Here is a 20,301-nt window from a genome sequence, read left to right as displayed (position 1 = left end):
GGGGATTCAAATCAGTTGAAGAACGGCCTGTGGCGGACGTCCGATGACCGCATATTCGCCGTCATCGGCGATGGGGCGTTGCAGAAGGCGCGGATGTTCGACGATGGCATCGATGATCTGGGTTCGTGTCGGTTCGCCGATGCCCCGGGCTTTCCACTCTGGCTCGTCACGGCGCAGCATACGATCGGCATCGTCGCCCAGGCGTCCGGCCAGACCCTCGAGCTGTTCCCGAGTCAGCGGATCATTGAGGTAGAGGTGTTCGATGACTTCCACGCCTCGAGATTCCAGCAGAGCCAGAGCTTCGCGAGATTTGGAGCAACGGGGATTGTGATACAGCGTGAGCGTTGGCATCGGTACGACGGGACCTTGTGTGGCAGAGCGTCTTCACAGGAATGATCCGAGGACGGTGACCCGCATTGTAGCGGTTGTAGCAATGGCGCCTCAATCGAGTGTTGGATCGAACCACCTGCATTTATACCGTTATCTTTTTCCGTTACCACCTTAATCAAACAATCGTTTGTAGGCCCAGGCAGTAGTGCCATCGGCAAGTTTGACGCTTTCGCGCGTATATCGAATGCCTAGACGCTCGTAACGGTCCAGCGCTTTCAGGGCGGCAGGGTCGATCGTCAGAACCTCACCATGCACTTCGGCACCCGGCTGTGGCTGGATATCGAGATCCTGACGATGATATCCCGGCAATGTCGCCTCGCGTGTTTCGATTGGCGTGCCCATGATGATCCAGCGCAGCCAGTCGTAGCGCAGCGTGCCATAGACGAAAACATCCTGCTCCGGAATCCGCTCGTCGATAACGGCAGTTTCCGAAGGGTGGTAACCATACGGGCTCATGAAGGTATACCAGAAGCCTCCGGAACCGATGGCGATTCCTATGACCAGCAAGATGAAAAACCATTTGCAAAAGCGTCGCATCACGAAAAATCCCTATCGGCATGGCGGGGCGCGAGAGCCATTGTCGTCAATCTCCACAAGATGCGGATACTGCCTGTCGGCAAGATGGTTGCCATGACATTGATCATGACATCGAACCCCATGCTAGCATTTGAAGTCCAAGCGCTAACCACGTTACTGACGGAGGAACGCCATCATGAGTCACGCTGCCAACGACTACCAGGCATTCCGCGAAGCCTTGGGTAACGATGTGCAACCCCTCAAGAAAGGTCGCGACAAGGTCGCGATGGTTCGGGCCCAGACGTCACCCTCCGATGCCCAGTTGGCGCGCCGCGAGAGTGCCTTGCAGACCATCGAGGATGAACGCGATTTTCTCTCCGATGAGTTCGTCGACCTGGTTGGTGCGCACGATCCCATCGAATTTCGCCGTGACGGCATCCAGATTGGCGTACTGGAGCGATTGCGTCATGGCGGCTATGCCGCCGAGGCGCGCCTGCACATCATGCGCATGCCGGTGATCGAGTGCCGTCGCGCGGTATTCGGCTTTCTCCGTGACGCTTACGAACATGACCTGCGCAGCGTTCTCGTCGTTCACGGGCGCACTCGTGATGATGATGGGCACGCCAACATCGTGCGGTCGTATCTCAATCACTGGCTCAGGCAATTCGAGCAGGTTCAGGCGTTCAGTACGGCGCCACCTCAGCAAGGCGGGATGGGGGCCACTTTCGTGATGCTGCGCAAGTCCGATCGCGCCAGGGCGCGTAATCGCGAACGCCAGCAGAAACGGCGGGGGTGAAATGGTGAAATGCAATCGCCCCGGCGCAGTCATCAGGCGGGGCCGGGGCGATCATGTCTTCAAGCTTTCGGTATTTGTCGACTTCCAACATTTATCGACTTTCGATATTTGTCGAGAAGGTCTGCCGAAATGGCGGTGATTCAACCGGCCTGGCGTTCACGCATCCGACGCCGGAATAGCGGCTCCGTAGTATCGGTGCCCGGTTGGTAACTCAGGCTGAAGCTATCCAGGGCATGCAGGGCATCCTCGACGATCTGATCCTCGCGCAGCGAGAAGGCGTCGAAGCCACATCGCGACATGTAGAATAGCTGATCGATCAGGACGTCCCCCACGGCACGAACCTGGCCGCCATAGCCATAGCGCTCTCGCAGCAGACGCGCGATGCTGTAGCCACGGCCATCGGTAAACTTGGGAAAATCGATGGCGATCAGCGGAGCATCGAGCAATTCCTCGGCGAGTTCGGGCGTGAGCTCGGTATCGCTGGTCAGCAGCGGGGCAACGTCTTCGCCCCGAGCTTCCCGCCACGCCGCCAACGGAACGATGACCCGTGTGCCCGCCGGACGCTCCGCGCCTTCCTCGAGGAGCACCCAGTCGTCATCCTGGACGCGGCGATCAGCGATCAGAGTACGATGCTGTTCAGGCATAGACTTGCTCCTTGAAGGGTTTCAGGCCGATGCGACGATAGGTATCCAGGAATGTCTCGTCGGGGGTGCGCTCTCCGATGTAGACCTTGAGCAGCTTGTCGATCACGTCCGTCACGTCTTCACGGTAGAAGGAGGGGCCGAGGATCTTGCCCAGGGAAGACTCGTTGCCCTGGCTGCCACCGAGCGAGATCTGGTAGTACTCCTCGCCTTTCTTGTCGACACCGAGAATACCGATATGGCCGACGTGATGGTGGCCGCAGGCATTCATGCAGCCTGAGATGTTGAGCTCCAGCGGGCCCAGGTCATAGAGAAAATCCAGGTCCTCGAAGCGTTGCTGAATCGACTGGGCGATCGGAATCGACTTGGCGTTGGCCAGCGCACAGTAGTCGCCACCGGGGCAGCAGATCAGGTCGGTCAGGGTGCCCACGGTAGGATTGGCCATGCCCAGGGCATCGAGACGCTGCCAGAGTTCCTCCATGCGATCCACCGGCACGTCGGTCAGCACCAGATTCTGCTCGTGAGTGACGCGTAGTTCGCCATAGCCGAATTCGTCGGCCAGGTCCGCCACCGCGGCCATGTCCTCGGAGGTCACGTCGCCGGGCGAGTGCTGGTGACGCTTGAGCGACAGGGTCACGGCCTTGTAGCCGCGCACCTTATGGTCCGTGACGTTGTTGGTCACGAAGCGTGCAAAGGCGCGGTTTTCCCCGCGCAGGCGCTCGAAGGCCGCGATGGCGTCTTCGGCGACCTCACGGCGGGGCGGATCGACGAAATGCTCGGCCACGGCGGAAACCGCTTCCTCGGTCAGGGTCTGGGGACCATCCTTGAGATGAACCCATTCTTCTTCGACGCGACGTCGGAATTCATCGATACCCAGCGCCTTGACCAGAATCTTGATGCGCGCCTTGAACTTGTTGTCACGACGACCGAACTGGTTATACACCCGTACCAGAGCTTCCAGGTAGGTGAGCAGATGTCGCCACGGCAGGTCCTCGCACATCACGCTGGCGATCATCGGGGTGCGTCCCAGGCCGCCGCCGGCGAGCACCTTGACGCGAACCTCGCCCTCGTCGTCCCGCCAGAGGCGCAGACCTACGTCGTGGACCTGGATGGCTGCGCGATCTTCCTCGGCACCGGTCACGGCAATCTTGAACTTGCGTGGCAGATAGGCGAATTCCGGGTGGAAGGTCGACCATTGACGAATCAGCTCGCACCAGGGGCGTGGGTCGACATCTTCGTCGGCGGCAATACCGGAAAACTGGTCGGTAGTCGTGTTGCGGATATCGTTGCCGCTGGTCTGGATGGCATGCATCTGCACGCTGGCCAGATCGGCCAGAATGTCCGGTACGTCCTCGAGCTTCGGCCAGTTCAGCTGCAGATTGGTTCGCGTGGTGAAGTGGCCGTAGCCACGATCGTAGCGTGCGGCAATCTCGCCAAGCTTGCGAAGCTGATAGGAGGCCAGCATTCCGTAAGGGATCGCAATACGCAACATGGGGGCGTATCGCTGAATATAGAGGCCATTCTGCACGCGTAGCGGCAGGAATTCCTCATCGCTGATCTTGCCCTCGAGATAGCGGCGCATCTGATCGCGGAACTGGTCGACGCGCTCGTCGACGAGCGTCTGGTCATAGGAATCGTAACGATACATTCGGGCCTAATCCTGCTAGTCATGGATTGCCAAGGCGAGCACCTTACCGCGTGCGCTTTATTCTATGAAAGAATAAATAATCATATTTTATTGCCTTGCCGTTATTACACCGGCGAAGCTACGAGGCCTTCGAGGCAGGCAATTCTCCATTGGCATCGGGGTCGTAAGAGAGCACCGGCATCAGCCAGCGCTCCATTTCTGCAAGTGTCATCCCCTTGCGTTGGGCCAGGCTCTCGACCTGGTCGCGACCGATCTTGCCCGTCGAGAAGTACTTCGCTCCGGGATGGGCGAAGTACCAGCCGGATACCGCTGCGGCAGGCCACATGGCAAAACTGTCGGTCAGTTCGACACCGGCATTGTCCGTAGCGTCCAGCAACCGAAACAGCGCGGCTTTCTCGGTGTGGTCGGGACAGGCCGGATAACCGGGCGCCGGACGAATGCCTTGATACTTCTCGGCGATCAGGGCTTCGTTGTCCAGTGTCTCTTCCGGCGCGTAGCCCCAGAACTCCTTGCGCACGCGCTCGTGAAGCCGTTCGGCGAATGCTTCCGCCAGGCGGTCGGCCAGGGCCTGGACCAGGATCGCATTGTAGTCGTCGCCAGCCGCCTCGTAGCGCTTGGCCAGCTCGTCGACGCCATGTCCGGTAGTGACGGTGAAGCCGCCGATCCAGTCGAGTTTGCCACTGGTCCTGGGTGCTATGAAGTCCGCCAGACTGTAGCAGATGCCATCACGGCCCTTGGTGCTCTGCTGTCGGATATGATGGAGTCTTTCGACTACCGTGTCACGGCGCGTATCGGCATACACTTCGATGACATCGTCGTCGACACTGTTGGCCGGCCACAGGCCGATCACGCCACGAGCCTGAAGATGACGCTCGTCGATCAGCTTGCGCAACATGGTCTGCGCATCGTGGAACAGGCTGCGCGCCGCTTCGCCAACCACGTCATCCTCGAGAATCCTGGGATACTTGCCGGACAACTGCCAAGTCATGAAGAAGGGCGTCCAGTCGATGAACTCGACCAGCTCTTCGAGATCGTAGTCGTCGAACACGGTGAGTCCGGGCTGGATCGGCTTGACCGGGTCGAAGCCATTCCAGTCGGTATCGAAGCGGCGTTTCCTGGCCGCGGCGTAGTCGAGGTCGGCGGCCTTGGGGCGGCGCTTGGCATTGCGCTCGCGAACCTGATCGTACTCTTTCTGGATGTCGGCAAAATAAGCCGGCTTTTGCGTCGGCGAGAGCAGGCGACTGGCAACGCCCACGGCGCGGGAAGCGTCGCTGACATAGATCACCGGCTCGTCGTACTGCGGCGCGATCTTGACTGCGGTGTGGGCTTTCGAGGTCGTGGCACCTCCGATCAGTAGCGGCAACTCGAAGCCTTGACGTTTCATCTCCTTGGCAACATGGACCATCTCGTCCAGCGAGGGCGTGATCAGCCCGGAGAGGCCGATGATATCGGCGTTTTCATCACGCGCGGTCTTGAGAATCTTCTCGGCGGGGACCATCACGCCGAGATCGATCACTTCATAGTTGTTGCATTGCAGCACCACGCCGACGATGTTCTTGCCGATGTCATGTACGTCGCCTTTGACCGTGGCCATCACGATCTTGCCCTTGGATTGGGTGTCGCCGGACTTCTCTGCCTCGATGTAGGGAATCAGGTAAGCCACCGCCTGCTTCATCACGCGGGCGGACTTGACTACCTGGGGCAGGAACATCTTGCCGGCGCCGAACAGATCGCCGACCACGTTCATGCCGTCCATCAATGGTCCCTCGATCACCTCGATGGGATGCTCGGCGACCTGACGAGCTGCCTCGGTATCTTCCACGATGTGGCTGGTGATGCCCTTGACCAGCGCATGTTCGATACGCTTGTCGACCGGCCAGCTGCGCCATTCGAGATCTTCCTTCTTGGCCGTGCCGCCGTCGCTACGGTAGCGCTCGGCGATGTCGAGCAACCGTTCGGTGCCGTCGTCACGGCGATTGAGCACGACGTCTTCCACTGCTTCACGCAGCTCGACGGGCAGGTCGTCGTAGACCGCCAGCTGGCCGGCGTTGACGATGCCCATGGTCATGCCTGCCTTGACGGCATGATAGAGAAACACCGAATGGATCGCTTCGCGCACCGAGTTGTTGCCACGGAACGAGAAGGAGACGTTGGAGACACCGCCCGAAATCATGGCATGGGGCAGATTCCTGTGGATCCACTGGGTCGCCTCGATGAAATCCACGGCGTAGTTGTTGTGCTCTTCGATCCCGGTGGCGATGGCGAAGATGTTGGGATCGAAGATGATGTCTTCGGCCGGGAAGCCGATTTCGTCCACCAGCAGCCGATAGGCGCGTTCGCAGATTTCGGTCTTGCGCGCGAAGGTATCGGCCTGGCCTTGTTCGTCGAATGCCATCACGACGATGGCGGCGCCATGGCGGCGACATTCAGTGGCTTGTTGTCGGAATGCTTCCTCACCTTCCTTGAGCGAGATCGAATTGACGATCGCCTTGCCCTGGATGCACTTGAGTCCGGCCTCGATGATCGACCATTTCGACGAGTCGACCATGATCGGTACACGGGCGATGTCGGGCTCGCCGGCGATCAGGTTGAGGAAACGCACCATCGCTTCCTCGGATTCCAGCATGCCTTCGTCCATGTTGATATCGATGACCTGCGCACCGTTCTCGACCTGTTCCAGGGCCACTTCCAGAGCGGTGGTGTAATCCTCTTCCTGGATCAAGCGCTTGAAACGCGCGGAGCCGGTCACGTTGGTGCGTTCGCCGACATTGACGAACAGCGAGTCCGCCTCGATGTTGAACGGCTCGAGGCCGGACAGGCGGCAGGCGGCAGGGCGCTCGGGAATGGGGCGGGGCGCCACGCCGTCGACGGCGCGCTTGACCGCCGCGATGTGCTCCGGGGTCGTACCGCAGCAGCCGCCAATGACGTTGATCAAGCCGCTGCGGGCAAATTCGCCGACGATCGCCGCCATCTCCTCGGCGCTCTGGTCGTACTCACCGAACTCGTTGGGAAGCCCCGCATTGGGATGAGCGGAGACGAAGGTGTCGGCCTTGTTGGAAAGCTCTTCGAGGTAGGGGCGCAGCTCTTCGGCGCCAAGCGCACAGTTCAGGCCGATCGACAGTGGCTGGGCATGACGCACGGCGTTCCAGAATGCCTCGGTGGTCTGGCCGGAGAGCGTACGCCCGGAGGCATCGGTGAGGGTGCCGGAGACCATCACGGGCAAGCGCTTGCCACGGGCTTCGAACAGCGCTTCCAGCGCGTAGATCGCGGCCTTGGCGTTGAGCGTGTCAAAGATCGTCTCGATCAGGATCAGGTCGGCGCCGCCTTCGATCAGGGCCGTCGCGGCTTCGGTGTAGTTGTCGCGCAGCTGATCGAACGTCACGTTGCGCCTGGCGGGATCGTTGACGTCCGGCGAGAGCGATGCGGTGCGCGAGGTCGGACCCAGCACGCCAGCGACATAGCGCGGGATGCCGGTTTCTGCGGCGACCGCGTCGCAGACTTCGCGCGCCAGACGGGCAGCCTCGCGGTTGAGCTCGGCCGTCAGCGACTCCATGCCGTAATCCGACTGCGAGAGCTGCGTGCTGTTGAAGGTGTTCGTCTCGACGATGTCTGCCCCGGCTTCGAGGTAGGCCCGATGGATCGATTCGACGATATCCGGGCGCGTCAGCGTCAGCAGGTCGTTGTTGCCCTTGAGCTCGCTGGGCCAGTCGGCGAAGCGCTTGCCGCGGAAGTCCGCTTCTTCCAGTCGGTAGTCCTGCAACATCGTGCCCATGCCGCCATCGAGGATCATGATGCGCTCGCCGAGCGTCTGTCTCAGTGCTTGGCTCAACGGGTCGGGCGCAGCAGTGGTGTCAATGGCAGGCATGGTGGCAACTCTCCAACAGCGAGGGAAACGATTGCGTCCCGTCCGAGACGCCAAGGGGCCGCATGGTATCAGAAAGGCTCATGTGGCGGGACTTCGACGACAGTCCGACAATAAGCCTGACTAAATCACTCGGGATTGTTTTGATGGCCGCTTTTTTCTACCATAGCGATACATCTCAAGCAGAGTCCGCAGTCTCATGAGCCAACCGATTCAGATCACCGAAAGCGGCCAGGAGTATCTGGCCGAATTGCTGGCCAAGCAGAACGTCGACGATATCGCCGTACGCGTCTTCATCACGCAGCCCGGCACACCGTACGCCGAGACCTGTCTTGCCTATTGTCGTCCGGGGGAGGAGGAGCCGAGCGACGAACGGCTCGAACTGGAGAAATTCAGCGTCTATCTCGACAAGAATAGCGTGCCATTCCTGGAAGAGGCCGTTGTCGACTTCAATCCGGATCGTATGGGGGGGCAGCTGACCATCAAGGCGCCCAACGCCAAGATGCCGAAGGTCAATGCCGACAGCCCGCTCGAAGATCGCGTCAACTATATCCTGTACAGCGAAATCAACCCGGGTCTGGCCTCGCATGGCGGCGAAATCCGGCTGATTCAACTGACCGAAGAACAGATCGCCGTTCTGCAGTTCGGTGGCGGTTGCCAGGGCTGTGCGGCGGTGGATCTGACGCTCAAGGAAGGGGTCGAAAAGACGCTGATGGAGCGTATCCCGGAATTGGCGGGTATTCGCGATGTGACCGATCACACCGATACGACCAATGCCTACTATTGATTGATCGTCACGACCGCGGTTTGCGGTCGAGATAGCGCCAGATCGCATCTCGGGCCGAAGCCCGGCGATGAAAACGCGAACCGGTACCATTTCCTGCGGGGAGCCTTCGGCGAAGGTTCCCCGCGTTTTCGTGGTTCCGGTCTCGTTGCGAACTCGTGTCGAATTTCAGCTTCTCCGCCTGCGGCCGATAGTTGTCGAAAGCAGAATCGAACAATCAGACAAGCGCTGTTAGCGGAGATCAGTGAATGCATTCGACATGGGGAAAGCGGCTTTGCCGTGGTTATCTGGCTTGTCTCCTGGCCTTGGGGAGCCTGCCTGTCTGGGCGGATGCTCCGATCGTGATCGGTACCGGCGGAAGCGCTGGCGTCTATCTACCGGTAGGGAAGGCCATGTGCGAGCTGTACCGACAGGCCACAGGGTCGGCGTGCCAGGCATTGACGACCGGAGGCTCTCTCTACAACGCCAGCGCCATTCGCAACGGCGATCTGGATTTCGGCATCGTCCAGTCGGACATTCAGTATGCGCTCTCCCGCGGCACCGAGCAGTTCTACGATAGCGGACCCAACGAGAGTGTCAGGACGCTTTTCTCGCTGCATGCCGAGGCGTTTACCGTGGTCGCCAAGCCACCCGGGATCCGCAATTTCGATGATCTTGCAGGCAAGTGGGTCAATGTCGGCAATCCGGGCTCCGGTCAGCGCGCCACGCTCAACTCGCTGCTGGAAATGAAGGGGGAAACGGAAGACATCTTTGCATTGGCCAGCGAGCTGAAGCCCACGGACATGAGCCGAGTCATGTGCAGCGGGAAACTGGATGCGTTCCTGTATGTGGTGGGCCATCCCTCACAGGCGATCGACGAGGCCATCCGGGGCTGCGGGGCCCACCTGGTCAATGTGGCGGGTCCAGAGGTCGAGGCGCTGATCGAGCAGATGCCGTACTACGGCGTAACCGTGATCCCCGGTGGCACCTACGCCCATAATCCCGATGACATCGTGACCTTCGGCGTCCGGGCAACGTTACTGTCGCGCAAGGATGTCGATGAGGAACGCGTCTACCAACTGGTCAAGGCAGTATTCGAGCATCTGGATGCGTTTCGCCGGTCACACCCTTCGCTGGTGACATTGACCCCGTCCGCCATGGTTCGCGAAGGGTTGACCGTACCGCTGCACGCAGGCGCAAGACGCTACTACGAAGAGGTCGGTTTGCTGCCACCCGGCAGCGAATGACTCGAGGTGGCAGGCTTCAACTGGCCGTCGGGGGCAGGGCAGCACGAGATAGACGCTCGTGAAGCTCCCGGTTGGCTACCCGTAGATTCTTGAGCTCGCTTTCCAGCCGCTGGCGCTCCTGCTGCATGGATTTGACCCGGTCGTCGCTGACCCGCTTTTCGCTCTCGGTCTGTTCCATGTGCACCTTGTCGGCACGCAGCGATTCCTGGAGCTGGCCATACTGCCGGCGCTGTTCGGAGAGATCCTGCTGCAGGCGTTCGCAGCGCTGGTCCAGCGAGGTCAGGCGTTGCTCGTACTGCCTTTCCTGCTTCAAGCGCTCCTGACGGGCCTCTTCCAGCAATCCCATGAGACGCGTTTCGGCGGACTCGTGGCGCTTCTCTTCCTGCGCGAGCTTGGCCTGATTGGCCTGATGCTGCTTGGCCATCGCGTCGCGGTGCTGTCTTTCGGCCTGCTCCAGACTGGACTGGTGGCGCTGGCAGGCCTGCTCGAGTTGCAGAATGCGCTTCTGCTGTTGGCTTTGGGCGGATTGCAGTGACTGGAGTTCGGCCTGGAGATGAGCGGCTTCCGTCGTCTTGGTCTCGAGCCGTTCCTGAACGCGAAGCATGTGGTCGTTGAGTGCCTGCAGCCGCTGCTCGGCATTCTCGCTCTGGCGTTGCGCCTGATGACTGATCTCGTCGGCCTCGCGGATCTGCTCGTCGGCTTCCTGCCGGTAGATCGCGAGCTTTTCGTAAGCTGCCTGTTGTGCCTTGTCCCAGATATCGGCCACCCAGCTATCCAGGCCTTCCGGGCGCTCGAGGGTGCGCGGGATGGATTGCACCGAATCCCCATTCTGGCGTAATCGCCACTCGCGAAGATGGTCGCTGATCGTGGTATAGCTGCCCGTGCCGAGAAGCTCACGTATTTTCTGGACGCTGATCGCCTCGCCACGTTTCTGCAACGTGTCGATGGCGCGGCAGACGTCATCGTAACGGATACCATTACGTGCCATGTCGAATTCCCTTGCATTGCCAATGATGCGGAGCTTCTAGGCGGCTCCTGCCCACAGCATAAGACATTTACGTAAGGTGTATACGTAAAAATCCTTATGTAATGGAGATATCGAATCTATGGGGCTCCGATCGTTCAAGCTTTATAATGGGTGAATTCAAGAGAGGAGGCGCTATGACTATTGGACAGGCCCAGGCAGAGTTGCTCGAGGAATTTTCGATCTTCGATAACTGGATGGATCGCTACCAGTACATTATCGATATGGGGCGCCAGCTGCCGGATTATCCCGAGGCCGATCAGGTGGCGGCCTACAAGATCGAGGGTTGCCAATCCAACGTGTGGCTGCGGTCCTCGGAGGAAGCGGGGCGCCTACATTTCAGAGCCACTTCGGACGCCGCCATCGTCAGCGGGCTGATCGCCATTCTGTTGCGTATCTACGATGACCGCGAGCCGCAGGAAATTCTCGAGGGCGAACCCAAATTCCTCACCGAGCTCGGGCTCGACAAGCATCTGTCACCCACCCGCAGCAATGGCCTGCACGCGATGATCGAACGGATCTACGCGATCGCGCGCGAAACACAGGCCGCACAGAAACTTCACTGAATCCGTGACTTGCCGTGTCAGCGAGCATCGTTCATCTGCATCAGTGCCCGTCGCGGCGATCAGGATCGTCTCGATGGTCGGTATCTGTCGCCTGGCAATGGCAGTCGGAATGGCGAGGCTCGGGAACGGGGTCGACGCCGCCGGGATGAAACGGGTGGCATTGCAGAATCCGCCGCAAGGTCAGCCAGCCGCCGCGCCATGGGCCGTGCAGGCGAATGGCTTCCAGCGCGTAGCTGGAGCAGGTCGGCCAGAACCGGCAGCGCGGGCCGAGCAGGGGGCTGATCGCATAACGGTAGCACTGGATCAGCGCTGTCATTAGCCAAGTGGCGATTTTCGCGATCACGGCTAACCTCAGCGTTTCCCGGCGTAGAGTTCGTCCGGAGAGATCAACGGCTCGCGGTCGATCTCTGCGGCCGTCGGCGTCAGCTTGAGATAGAAACAGCTGCGACGGCCGGTGTGGCAGGCCGGTCCGGACTGATCCACCTTGAGCAGCAAGGTATCGCCATCACAATCGAATCGGGCTTCGACAAGATGCTGCTGCTGACCGGAGGTTTCCCCTTTACGCCAGAGAGCCTGGCGGGAACGGGACCAGTAGCAGATTCTACCGGTTGCCAGCGTCTCTTCCAGCGCCGCGCGATTCATCCACGCCATCATCAACACCTCGCCGCTGTCATGCTGCTGCGCGATGGCGGGAATCAGACCGTCGTCGTTCCATTTGGCGGCCGGCAGGACATCCGTTATCGGGAGCTGCGTGCCGACCGCTGAGCGTTCGAGATCGTGAAAGAGATCGGACATGACGTTTCTCGCAGAGAGGGAATCAGGCTTGCGCGTTCAATTCTTCGCCAGGCAGTCATCGCAGGCACCGAGCAACTCGATGGTCTGGCGCTGGATCGTGAAGCCGCGCTCGCGCGCCGTGGATGCCAGCATTTCACCGACGGCTTCCTGATGCAGTTCCTCGACACGTCCGCAGTGACGGCAGATCAGCAACTGGAATCGGTGGACGTGTTCGGGGCACGGGCAGGCAATGTAGGCATTGAGCGATTCGATGCGATGGACCAGACCTTGCTCGATCAGGAAATCCAGTGCCCGATAGACCGTCGGCGGTCTCGCGGACGCATGTTCGTCCGACAGACGATCCAGCAGATCGTAGGCCTTGAGACCACCTGGCGTACTGGAGATCATTTCCAGTACGCGACGGCGGATCGGCGTAAAGCGTACGCCGCGTTCCTGACACTGTTGATCTGCCTGTTTGAGCAGCACATCCGAATCGAGCATCGAACTTCCCGGTAAGCATCGAGAGGGCCACATTCTACGCGTTAGCGCTGGAAGGAACCACCGGACAAGAATTCACCCGGACGGGGTGGATCGTCATCCAGGGATTCGACATGCCGATGCGTGCAAGACAATACGTACACAGTCTATTTAACATAATATATATTATGCGAACTCATGGAGATGCCATGATCCGAATCATCCATCATACATGCCGATATGTTTATCGCTCGGGATTTCGAAATACTGCTCGGTTTACCCCGAGGTTGCGCTACGCTGATGTGACATCGAGAAATGGGCCGCGTCAGTCTGCGACATATCGCCACACTGACGCGGAGTTTCCCGCCAGCGTCTGATCAAAAGTCATTTTTTCGGTACAATGCCGACCGCGAAATCCCTACTTCGTTGGCGACGTCCGATGCTTCGGTACGCCATTGCGCGTCGTGTCAGAGTTGTCAGCCCTGGCTAGCGGCGTATGATGCAGGCCGCTAACCGATTGTTGCAGGGCCGAAAAGCTTTCCTCCACTGGGGTCGTGAGATGAGAAAAAGGAACTCCCTCAAGTATTTGAGTGTGATGACGTGGTTAACCGCGCCATTATTGTTGAGTGGCTGTGGCTCAGCGCTGATGGATCCGACCGGCGAGATTGGTCAGGGTCTGAAATCGCTGATCATCACGGCCTTCGGTTTGATGCTGATCGTGGTCATTCCGGTCATCGTGATGACTATTCTGTTTGCTTGGAAATATCGCGGAACCAATCTCGCGGCCAAGTACACGCCAAACTGGGAGCACTCGAACATCATCGAGGTCTTCGTTTGGGCCATTCCGTGCGTCATCATTTTCTTTCTTGCCATCCTGACATGGCAGACGTCGCACTCTTACGATCCGCACAAGCCGATTGCCAGTGAAGAGGAAACCATGACGATCGATGCGATCTCGCTCGATTGGAAATGGCTGTTCATCTATCCGGACGAAGGCATTGCCACCATCAATGAGCTGGCCATTCCGGTGGATACGCCGGTTCACTTCCGCGTGACCTCCGGTACCGTCATGAACTCGTTCATGATTCCGACGCTGGGTAGCCAGATCTACGCCATGGCCGGTATGGACAACGATGTCTATCTCGAAGGCAACGAGATCGGCACCTTCCGTGGCCGTTCGACCCAGTACAGCGGCGAAGGCTTCTCGGAAATGCTGTTCGACACACACGTAACGTCGGATGCGGATTTCCAGGCATGGGTCGACAAGATCAAACAGTCTCCCAAGAGCATGATGTTCCCGGAGAACTATGACCAGATCGCCAAGCCCTCGATTGCCAATCCAGTAGAATACTTTTCGCAGGTCTCGCCGGATTTCTACGGCGATCTGATCAAAAGTTACAAAGCGGGTCATGGGGGTACGGACAACCATGGCGAGCACAACGAAGCACGGGAGTCTTCAATGCCCATGAGTGCGCAGGCAGCGGAGTAACGTCATGTTCGGAAAACTCAGCTTAGATTCGATTCCATTCGAGCAACCAATCATCATGGTGACGGCGGCGGCGATCGCCCTCGGCGGTGCCCTGCTCGTTGGTTTGATTACCTACTATCGCAAGTGGGGTTATTTGTGGCGCGAGTGGATCACTTCCATCGATCACAAGAAGATCGGTGTGATGTACTTCCTCGTTGCGCTCGTCATGCTGATTCGCGGCTTCGCCGATGCGATCATGATGCGAACGCAGCAAGCCATTGCTGCCGGTGGCGCCGAGGGCTATCTGCCTCCCGAACACTACGATCAGATCTTCACCGCCCACGGTGTCATCATGATCTTCTTCGTCGCCATGCCCATGGTCATCGGTTTGATGAATCTGGTCGTGCCGCTGCAGATCGGCGCTCGCGACGTGGCCTTCCCGTTCATGAACAACCTGAGTTTCTGGCTGTTCGCGGTGGGCGTGATTCTGGTGAACATGTCTCTGGTTATCGGCGAGTTCGCCAAGACCGGCTGGCTGGCCTACGCGCCGCTATCGGAGTTGAAATACAGTCCAGGCGTTGGGGTCGACTATTGGATCTGGGCATTGCAGATATCGGGTATCGGGACCACGCTGACGGGGATCAACTTCTTCGTCACCATCCTGAAAATGCGCACCAAGGGCATGTCCCTGTTTCGCATGCCGATCTTCACCTGGACGGCGCTCTGCACCAACGTGCTGATCATTTTGTCGTTCCCGATCCTGACCGTGACCATTGCCCTGCTGACTCTGGATCGCTATCTGGGCATGCACTTCTTCACCAATGATATGGGCGGCAGCCAGATGATGTACGTCAACCTCATCTGGGCCTGGGGCCACCCGGAAGTCTACATCTTGATCTTGCCGGCGTTCGGTGTCTTCTCCGAGGTCATCGCGACCTTTACCAAGAAGCGTCTGTTCGGCTACAAGACCATGGTCTGGGCCACCGTCGTGATCGCATTTTTGTCGTTCACCGTCTGGCTGCACCACTTCTTCACCATGGGCGCGGGTGCTGATGTAAATTCCTTCTTTGGCATTGCAACGATGATCATCGCCATACCCACGGGCGTGAAGATCTTCAACTGGCTGTTCACCATGTATCGCGGGCGCATCCAGTTCACGACGCCGGTACTCTGGACGATCGGTTTCATCATCACCTTTACCCTGGGCGGTATGACCGGTGTCATGCTGGCCGTGCCGGGGGCGAACTTTGTGCTACACAACACGCTCTTCGTCATCGCTCACTTCCATAACGTCATCATCGGCGGCGTGGTGTTCGGGATGATGGCCGGCTTCACGTACTGGTTCCCGAAAGCCTTCGGCTTCACGCTGAGTGAAAAATGGGGCAAGCGCTCCTTCTGGTGCTGGCTGATCGGCTTCTACGTCGCGTTCATGCCGCTGTATGCGCTGAGCTTCTTCGGTGCCATGCGCCGGATGCAGTCCTACGAACAGACCGAGTGGCAGCCGCTGATGATCGTGGCCTGGTTTGGCGCCGTGATCATCGCCTGCGGCATTGCCTGCATCGTGATCCAGCTTGTCGTCAGTATTCGCGATCGCGAGAAGAACCGTGATCTGACAGGCGATCCGTGGGATGGGCGTACGCTGGAGTGGTCTACCTCCTCTCCGCCCCCGAACTACAACTTCGCTTACCTGCCAGATGTCGCGTCCATCGATAGCTACTGGGAGATGAAGCAGCAGCCGGGTGGCTTCAAGCGCGAGCTGGCGACCAAGTTCGAGGACATTCACATGCCCAGGAACACGGCGGAAGGCCCGATCCTGTCGCTGTTTGCCTTGTTGTTCGGCTTTGCGTTGATCTGGCACATCTGGTGGCTGGCGGGTCTGGGGGCCATCGGCATGTTCGTGACGTTCATGTTCCGTATCTTCAATAACGATACCGACTACCACGTCAGCGCCGCGGAGGTCGAAAAGACCGAACGTGAATACCACAAACGGTTGGAGATGCAGGCTTAATCATGGCAACCGACACAATCAAGCAACATGACGCTCATGCCCACGACGGGCATGAGCACCACGACGCAGGCGCAATGAAGATCTTCGGGTTCTGGATCTACCTGATGAGCGATCTGGTGATCTTCGGGACGCTGTTCGCCACTTTTGGGGTGCTGGCCAACGCCACTGCGGGTGGTCCGACCTCGCAGGAGATCTTCGAGCTACCTTTCGTGCTGGTCGAAACCTTTCTGCTGTTGATCAGTAGTTTCACCTTCGGTCTGGCGGTCTTGGCGCAGAATGCTGGCGACCGCGGCGCCGTCCTCAAGTGGTTGGCGGTAACGTTCCTGCTGGGCTTTGGCTTCGTCGCGATGGAGGTGTACGAATTCCATAACCTCATCGCCGAAGGCTACGGTCCGGACCGTAGCGCCTTCCTGTCAGCCTTCTTCACCCTGGTGGGGACCCATGGTCTGCACGTGACCTTTGGCCTGATCTGGATCGCGATCATGTTCTTCCAGATATCCAAACGCGGGCTGGACAGTGTGACCAAACCCCGAATGCTGTGCCTGAGCCTGTTCTGGCATTTCCTGGACATTGTCTGGATCTGCGTCTTCTCCTTCGTCTACCTGATAGGAGCGATGTGACATGAACGATAGTCACACTTCTCACGATGGCACCAGCCACGGTAGCCATAAATCTTATACTGTTGGATTGATTCTATCGATTGCGCTAACGCTGGCGGCTTTTGGCGTAGTCATGCTGGGGAAATTCAGTATCCTGGCAACTGCCATTACGGTGATTGTCACGGCGGTAGTTCAGGTCCTGGTGCAGTTAATTCTTTTCATGCATCTCGAATTTAGAACTCAGCAGGGTCGTGAATCTGGTGGATTTTTTGTATTTACGGCGGTGATCATAGGACTGATTGTCGGGGGATCACTATGGATCATGCACCACCTCCGTCTGAATTTGATGTGATAGCCAAGTGACATACAAGGCTTACAGTTCGTTGACCAAGCCCGGTATCATCTTCGGCAATCTCGTCACAGTCATCGGCGGCTATTTCCTGGCCGCCGGTGGCCGTTTCGAACCGTGGTTATTTCTGGCAGTGGTACTGGGCACCTCGTTGGTCGTCGCGTCCGGCTGTGTTTTCAATAACATTATCGATCGCGATATCGACGGCCATATGGCACGCACTCAGTCTCGAGCCATGGTGACCGGCGAGATTTCGATTCCGATCGCCCTGCTGTTCGGGTGCTTGCTGGGTATCGTCGGTTTTGGCCTGCTGGCGTGGATGACGACGCCGTTGGCTACCGGATTCGCGGCATTAGGCTTTGCCATCTATGTGGGTGCCTATAGCCTCTACCTCAAACGCCACTCGGTCTACAGCACGCTGATCGGAAGTTTATCCGGCGCATCGCCACCGGTGATCGGATACTGTGCGGTGACGGGCACGTTCGATCTGGGTGCCCTGCTATTGCTGATCATTTTCAGCATGTGGCAGATGCCGCACTCCTATGCGATTGCCATCTTTCGCTTCGACGACTACGCCTCGGCATCGATACCCGTTCTACCGGTGAAGCACGGCATCGCGGTGGCCAAGCGACATATCGTGATCTACACGGTGCTGTTCGTGATCGCCTCGGTCATGCTATCGGTTGCCGGCTATACCGGATGGGCCTACGCCATCGTTGCCGTTGCCGTGGGCGGTTACTGGCTCAGTATTACGCTCAGAGGCTTCCGAACCACCAATGATCAAGCCTGGGCTCGCAAGGTCTTCGGTATCTCGATCGTGGTGGTAACTGCATTGAGTGTCATGATGTCACTGGATAGCCGAATGCCGATAGCCGAATCGCTGCTGTCGCTTGCATCAGGATGATCGGATCGAGATTGACGGATTGACCTTCCCCCTGGTTTAAGTCCGCCCACAATGTGAGAAGCCGCCGCTCCAAGCGGGGCCAATTTGTCCATGGAGCGGTTATTTCGAAGCTACAAGAGCGAATGGATGTCCGCGACCGGTTACTTATCGGTGCGTTAGGCTTTACGGGATATCGGCTTCTACCTGATGCTGCGCTACAACCAGCAGCGCCCCTACATGCATGCATGACGTTCCTTGTGCCTCTTCGTTATTTCACGATGGCCATTTCGTGTGATGGCTATCGATCACAAAAGCGTGCCGATGAGTGCTGCAACAGATCGCCGCGATTCGCGGGGCGGTGAATGGGTTGATGGCCGCCGTCATGGAGGGGCACCTGACTGATCACGTCGTCAGGGAGCCCGAACTGGCGCAGCGGCAACAAGACTTGGACGCGGTACTACAGGTCATTAAGTCCTACCTCAAGTAAGGCAGATAAAAGCCTGGCACACGGAAGACTCAAAATGAATGAGAGTAAAAAAGCAAGACCACCACCACCCGCTCGAAGAAAAGGCTCAAAGGCACTGGCGCCGGTACGACGATCACCAGCGACTAGGATGACTTCTGCTACGGGACGACAGCCGTGGCGAGCCACGGCTTCCTTTGTGAATATATCCAATCGTAATGTGGCAGGTGCAAACTGCCTTTCATTAGCGCGGAAAAACATATCGACCCAATGGCCTGATAGAGAGTGAGAGCGGCTCGCGGGGAATCTCGATGGCCAATATACGAAGGAGGCATCAATGTCAGACCACAATCATAGCCATAGTGGCGGCAAGACCTTGTTGTTTGCACTGGTCTTCACTACAGGTTTTGCAGCTGTCGAAGTATTCGGCGGCCTGATAGCTGATTCGCTTGCCCTGTTATCGGACGCAGGCCACATGCTTACCGATTCATTGTCGTTAGGGATTGGTGCCTTCGCCGCTTGGCTGGCCAAGAAGCCGGCATCGCGTCAGCATTCCTTTGGACTCAAGCGCGCCGAAATTCTCGGAGCCCTGTTTAACGTGCTGTTTATGTTCGGAGTGATTGTATTTATCGCCTATGAAGCGATCCGCCGCATGGCAGACACCCCCGCTGTTGCCGGTGGCATGGTTTTGGCGATCGGCGGGCTCGGTTTGCTGGTGAATATCGCAGTGGCTTGGGCGCTGATGCGTGGAGAGCAGACTATAAACGTTCGCGGAGCGCTCCTGCACGTAATGGGAGACTTGCTGGGCTCGGTCGCTGCGCTGGTTGCCGGGGCGGTCATTTATCTGGGCGGGCCGCCCATTGCGGACCCGATCCTGTCTCTTTTCGTCAGCCTATTGATTCTGGTATCCGCCGTTCGACTACTGCGTGAGGTGACGCAAGTGTTGATGGAAGGCGTGCCAGAAGGAATCGATGCACATGAAGTCGGCTGCGCCCTTGTCCGGGTCGACGGCGTTTTTGCTATCCATGACATGCATATCTGGAGCCTATCATCAAACAGTCAAGCTCTAGCGGCGCATATTGATGTGGAAGCGATGGGACGATGGGAAGAGATACTGCCGCAGTTGCAAACGATATTGCGGGGGCGCTTCGGTATTGAGCACACCACCTTACAACCCGAGGATGCCGCTATCCGTCACGTTTGTGATGCCGATCCTGATTGCGGGGCTGGTGATGTGAATTAGGAGACCACAGGCAGCAGAGCCCCGTCTAGGCTGCATGTAACAGCGTCAATAAAGAATAGCAAGCCCCCTAGGGGGCTTGCCTGCTTCTGAACCGCTCCTGCCGTCGTGCGGACACCTTTCGGTTGACGAGACCAGCGGCATATCCACGCCAAGATCGGGGGTGTGGAGATGTCATGGGCTCTATGCCTGGCTGGAAGTGTTTATGAATCCATTCTCGCTACGATGACCATGTGACTCTCGGCGTTCTGCCAATAGGACAGCATGAACCGTGCTGCTTTCATTGAGGCGTTTCTCTTGCTGACCAAGTTGCGACAATGCGGACGCTTCCATACCCACGCCGTCGTCCTCAATGTCAATAATCCGTTATTTCTGTGTATGCGACATGCCACGCGTCCGCGAGACCTCCGCAACCAGCCCGCCACCGAAGTTTCCCAACGCGGGAAGCAATGCCAGGCCGAACACCATCCAAATGCTATCCATGATCACCTTCCCTGGTCGATGTCTAGCTCTAGCACTCGCCTTCAAGCACTCGCCGGCGAAGCGGCCTGGCCCGAGCTTTCCGGCGGCACATTGACGGAGGCTCC

The 20,301-nt window shown here is 58.4% G+C and carries 21 protein-coding genes and 1 pseudogene; 13 read left to right on the top strand and 9 right to left on the bottom strand.

Going from position 1 to position 20,301, the window contains the following annotated elements; genetic code table 11:
* Positions 1-6: 6 nt before the first annotated feature.
* Positions 7-351 carry an arsenate reductase family protein gene (locus tag BC443_RS07330; protein WP_071231200.1) on the bottom strand — a complete coding sequence of 115 codons (345 nt, stop codon included), beginning with the start codon at positions 349-351 and terminating at the stop codon, positions 7-9.
* 150 nt (positions 352-501) lie between these two features.
* On the bottom strand, positions 502-897 hold the full coding sequence (locus BC443_RS07325) for a gamma-glutamylcyclotransferase family protein (RefSeq protein WP_170835859.1): 396 nt from the start codon (positions 895-897) through the stop codon (positions 502-504).
* 205 nt (positions 898-1,102) lie between these two features.
* On the opposite strand from BC443_RS07325, the gene smrA reads away from it, so the two are divergent.
* The gene (smrA, locus tag BC443_RS07320; RefSeq protein WP_071231198.1) at positions 1,103-1,702 is read left to right on the top strand and encodes a DNA endonuclease SmrA; all 600 of its coding nucleotides are present in this window, start codon (positions 1,103-1,105) and stop codon (positions 1,700-1,702) included.
* Between the two features lie 140 nt (positions 1,703-1,842).
* Here the strand turns inward: smrA and BC443_RS07315 are convergent, their stop codons facing one another.
* From BC443_RS07315 to metH, 3 genes are all read right to left on the bottom strand, one after another.
* On the bottom strand, positions 1,843-2,346 hold the full coding sequence (locus BC443_RS07315) for a DUF934 domain-containing protein (protein WP_071231197.1): 504 nt from the start codon (positions 2,344-2,346) through the stop codon (positions 1,843-1,845).
* Entirely contained in the window at positions 2,339-3,991 is a 1,653-nt protein-coding gene (locus tag BC443_RS07310) for a nitrite/sulfite reductase (RefSeq protein WP_071231196.1), read from the bottom strand. The genes BC443_RS07315 and BC443_RS07310 overlap by 8 nt, the downstream gene beginning before the upstream one ends.
* Positions 3,992-4,109: 118 nt before the next feature.
* Complete coding sequence (gene metH / locus BC443_RS07305; protein ID WP_071231195.1) at positions 4,110-7,856, bottom strand: methionine synthase; 3,747 nt, start codon at positions 7,854-7,856, stop codon at positions 4,110-4,112.
* Positions 7,857-8,052: 196 nt separating this feature from the next.
* On the opposite strand from metH, the gene nfuA reads away from it, so the two are divergent.
* Positions 8,053-8,640 carry a Fe-S biogenesis protein NfuA gene (gene nfuA, locus BC443_RS07300; RefSeq protein ID WP_071231194.1) on the top strand — a complete coding sequence of 196 codons (588 nt, stop codon included), beginning with the start codon at positions 8,053-8,055 and terminating at the stop codon, positions 8,638-8,640.
* A gap of 245 nt (positions 8,641-8,885) precedes the next feature.
* Positions 8,886-9,863: a TAXI family TRAP transporter solute-binding subunit gene (locus BC443_RS07295; protein WP_071231193.1), complete on the top strand. Its 978-nt coding sequence runs from the start codon at positions 8,886-8,888 to the stop codon at positions 9,861-9,863.
* 16 nt (positions 9,864-9,879) lie between these two features.
* Here BC443_RS07295 and BC443_RS07290 read toward each other — a convergent pair whose 3' ends face one another.
* The gene (locus BC443_RS07290; protein WP_071231192.1) at positions 9,880-10,851 is read right to left on the bottom strand and encodes a DNA-binding protein; all 972 of its coding nucleotides are present in this window, start codon (positions 10,849-10,851) and stop codon (positions 9,880-9,882) included.
* 173 nt (positions 10,852-11,024) lie between these two features.
* Here BC443_RS07290 and BC443_RS07285 point away from each other — a divergent pair, with 173 nt between their 5' ends.
* On the top strand, positions 11,025-11,453 hold the full coding sequence (locus BC443_RS07285; protein ID WP_071231191.1) for a SufE family protein: 429 nt from the start codon (positions 11,025-11,027) through the stop codon (positions 11,451-11,453).
* A gap of 40 nt (positions 11,454-11,493) precedes the next feature.
* Here BC443_RS07285 and yidD read toward each other — a convergent pair whose 3' ends face one another.
* From yidD to BC443_RS07270, 3 genes are read right to left on the bottom strand one after another with little or no spacing between them, the layout of a single operon-like run.
* Positions 11,494-11,784 carry a membrane protein insertion efficiency factor YidD gene (yidD, locus tag BC443_RS07280; RefSeq protein WP_210766263.1) on the bottom strand — a complete coding sequence of 97 codons (291 nt, stop codon included), beginning with the start codon at positions 11,782-11,784 and terminating at the stop codon, positions 11,494-11,496.
* A gap of 20 nt (positions 11,785-11,804) precedes the next feature.
* Positions 11,805-12,248, bottom strand: a complete 444-nt coding sequence (gene hisI / locus BC443_RS07275) for a phosphoribosyl-AMP cyclohydrolase (protein WP_071231189.1) — start codon at positions 12,246-12,248, stop codon at positions 11,805-11,807.
* Between the two features lie 36 nt (positions 12,249-12,284).
* Positions 12,285-12,728 carry a transcriptional repressor gene (locus tag BC443_RS07270; protein WP_071231188.1) on the bottom strand — a complete coding sequence of 148 codons (444 nt, stop codon included), beginning with the start codon at positions 12,726-12,728 and terminating at the stop codon, positions 12,285-12,287.
* Between the two features lie 472 nt (positions 12,729-13,200).
* Here BC443_RS07270 and cyoA point away from each other — a divergent pair, with 472 nt between their 5' ends.
* The 9 genes and pseudogenes from cyoA to BC443_RS18900 form a co-directional block, all read left to right on the top strand.
* Entirely contained in the window at positions 13,201-14,193 is a 993-nt protein-coding gene (gene cyoA / locus BC443_RS07265; protein ID WP_348769668.1) for a ubiquinol oxidase subunit II, read from the top strand.
* 4 nt (positions 14,194-14,197) lie between these two features.
* Positions 14,198-16,180, top strand: a complete 1,983-nt coding sequence (gene cyoB, locus BC443_RS07260) for a cytochrome o ubiquinol oxidase subunit I (RefSeq protein WP_071231186.1) — start codon at positions 14,198-14,200, stop codon at positions 16,178-16,180.
* Between the two features lie 2 nt (positions 16,181-16,182).
* Positions 16,183-16,800, top strand: coding sequence for a cytochrome o ubiquinol oxidase subunit III (gene cyoC, locus BC443_RS07255; RefSeq protein WP_071231185.1), 618 nt, complete (start codon positions 16,183-16,185; stop codon positions 16,798-16,800).
* Between the two features lies 1 nt (position 16,801).
* Positions 16,802-17,131: a cytochrome o ubiquinol oxidase subunit IV gene (gene cyoD / locus BC443_RS07250; RefSeq protein WP_071231184.1), complete on the top strand. Its 330-nt coding sequence runs from the start codon at positions 16,802-16,804 to the stop codon at positions 17,129-17,131.
* Positions 17,132-17,138: 7 nt separating this feature from the next.
* Positions 17,139-18,032, top strand: a complete 894-nt coding sequence (gene cyoE, locus BC443_RS07245) for a heme o synthase (RefSeq protein WP_071231183.1) — start codon at positions 17,139-17,141, stop codon at positions 18,030-18,032.
* Positions 18,033-18,122: 90 nt separating this feature from the next.
* Positions 18,123-18,260: pseudogene (locus BC443_RS19065) on the top strand (IS3 family transposase); the annotation flags it as partial.
* A 76-nt stretch (positions 18,261-18,336) separates the two neighbouring features.
* Positions 18,337-18,498, top strand: a complete 162-nt coding sequence (locus tag BC443_RS07240; RefSeq protein ID WP_239496096.1) for a metal-sensing transcriptional repressor — start codon at positions 18,337-18,339, stop codon at positions 18,496-18,498.
* 313 nt (positions 18,499-18,811) lie between these two features.
* Entirely contained in the window at positions 18,812-19,717 is a 906-nt protein-coding gene (locus BC443_RS07235) for a cation diffusion facilitator family transporter (RefSeq protein WP_071231182.1), read from the top strand.
* 261 nt (positions 19,718-19,978) lie between these two features.
* Positions 19,979-20,301 (top strand): hypothetical protein (locus tag BC443_RS18900; RefSeq protein WP_210766262.1); only part of this gene is annotated, 323 nt, incomplete at its 3' end.

Source organism: Salinicola sp. MIT1003 (assembly GCF_001858555.1).
Classification (GTDB): Bacteria; Pseudomonadota; Gammaproteobacteria; order Pseudomonadales; family Halomonadaceae; genus Salinicola; species Salinicola salarius.
The sequence above is the reverse complement of the archived record's forward strand: the minus strand, read 5'-3'. Positions and strand labels throughout refer to the sequence as shown.

Excerpts from the sequence above, each read along its gene's own strand:
- BC443_RS07330 (WP_071231200.1), bottom strand. The coding sequence starts at position 351 with ATGCCAACGCTCACGCTGTATCACAATCCCCGTTGCTCCAAATCTCGC.
- smrA (WP_071231198.1), top strand. The coding sequence starts at position 1,103 with ATGAGTCACGCTGCCAACGACTACCAGGCATTCCGCGAAGCCTTGGGT.
- BC443_RS07315 (WP_071231197.1), bottom strand. The coding sequence starts at position 2,346 with ATGCCTGAACAGCATCGTACTCTGATCGCTGATCGCCGCGTCCAGGAT.
- BC443_RS07310 (WP_071231196.1), bottom strand. The coding sequence starts at position 3,991 with ATGTATCGTTACGATTCCTATGACCAGACGCTCGTCGACGAGCGCGTC.
- metH (WP_071231195.1), bottom strand. The coding sequence starts at position 7,856 with ATGCCTGCCATTGACACCACTGCTGCGCCCGACCCGTTGAGCCAAGCA.
- nfuA (WP_071231194.1), top strand. The coding sequence starts at position 8,053 with ATGAGCCAACCGATTCAGATCACCGAAAGCGGCCAGGAGTATCTGGCC.
- BC443_RS07295 (WP_071231193.1), top strand. The coding sequence starts at position 8,886 with ATGCATTCGACATGGGGAAAGCGGCTTTGCCGTGGTTATCTGGCTTGT.
- BC443_RS07290 (WP_071231192.1), bottom strand. The coding sequence starts at position 10,851 with ATGGCACGTAATGGTATCCGTTACGATGACGTCTGCCGCGCCATCGAC.
- BC443_RS07285 (WP_071231191.1), top strand. The coding sequence starts at position 11,025 with ATGACTATTGGACAGGCCCAGGCAGAGTTGCTCGAGGAATTTTCGATC.
- hisI (WP_071231189.1), bottom strand. The coding sequence starts at position 12,248 with ATGTCCGATCTCTTTCACGATCTCGAACGCTCAGCGGTCGGCACGCAG.
- BC443_RS07270 (WP_071231188.1), bottom strand. The coding sequence starts at position 12,728 with ATGCTCGATTCGGATGTGCTGCTCAAACAGGCAGATCAACAGTGTCAG.
- cyoA (WP_348769668.1), top strand. The coding sequence starts at position 13,201 with ATGATGCAGGCCGCTAACCGATTGTTGCAGGGCCGAAAAGCTTTCCTC.
- cyoB (WP_071231186.1), top strand. The coding sequence starts at position 14,198 with ATGTTCGGAAAACTCAGCTTAGATTCGATTCCATTCGAGCAACCAATC.
- cyoC (WP_071231185.1), top strand. The coding sequence starts at position 16,183 with ATGGCAACCGACACAATCAAGCAACATGACGCTCATGCCCACGACGGG.
- cyoD (WP_071231184.1), top strand. The coding sequence starts at position 16,802 with ATGAACGATAGTCACACTTCTCACGATGGCACCAGCCACGGTAGCCAT.
- BC443_RS07235 (WP_071231182.1), top strand. The coding sequence starts at position 18,812 with ATGTCAGACCACAATCATAGCCATAGTGGCGGCAAGACCTTGTTGTTT.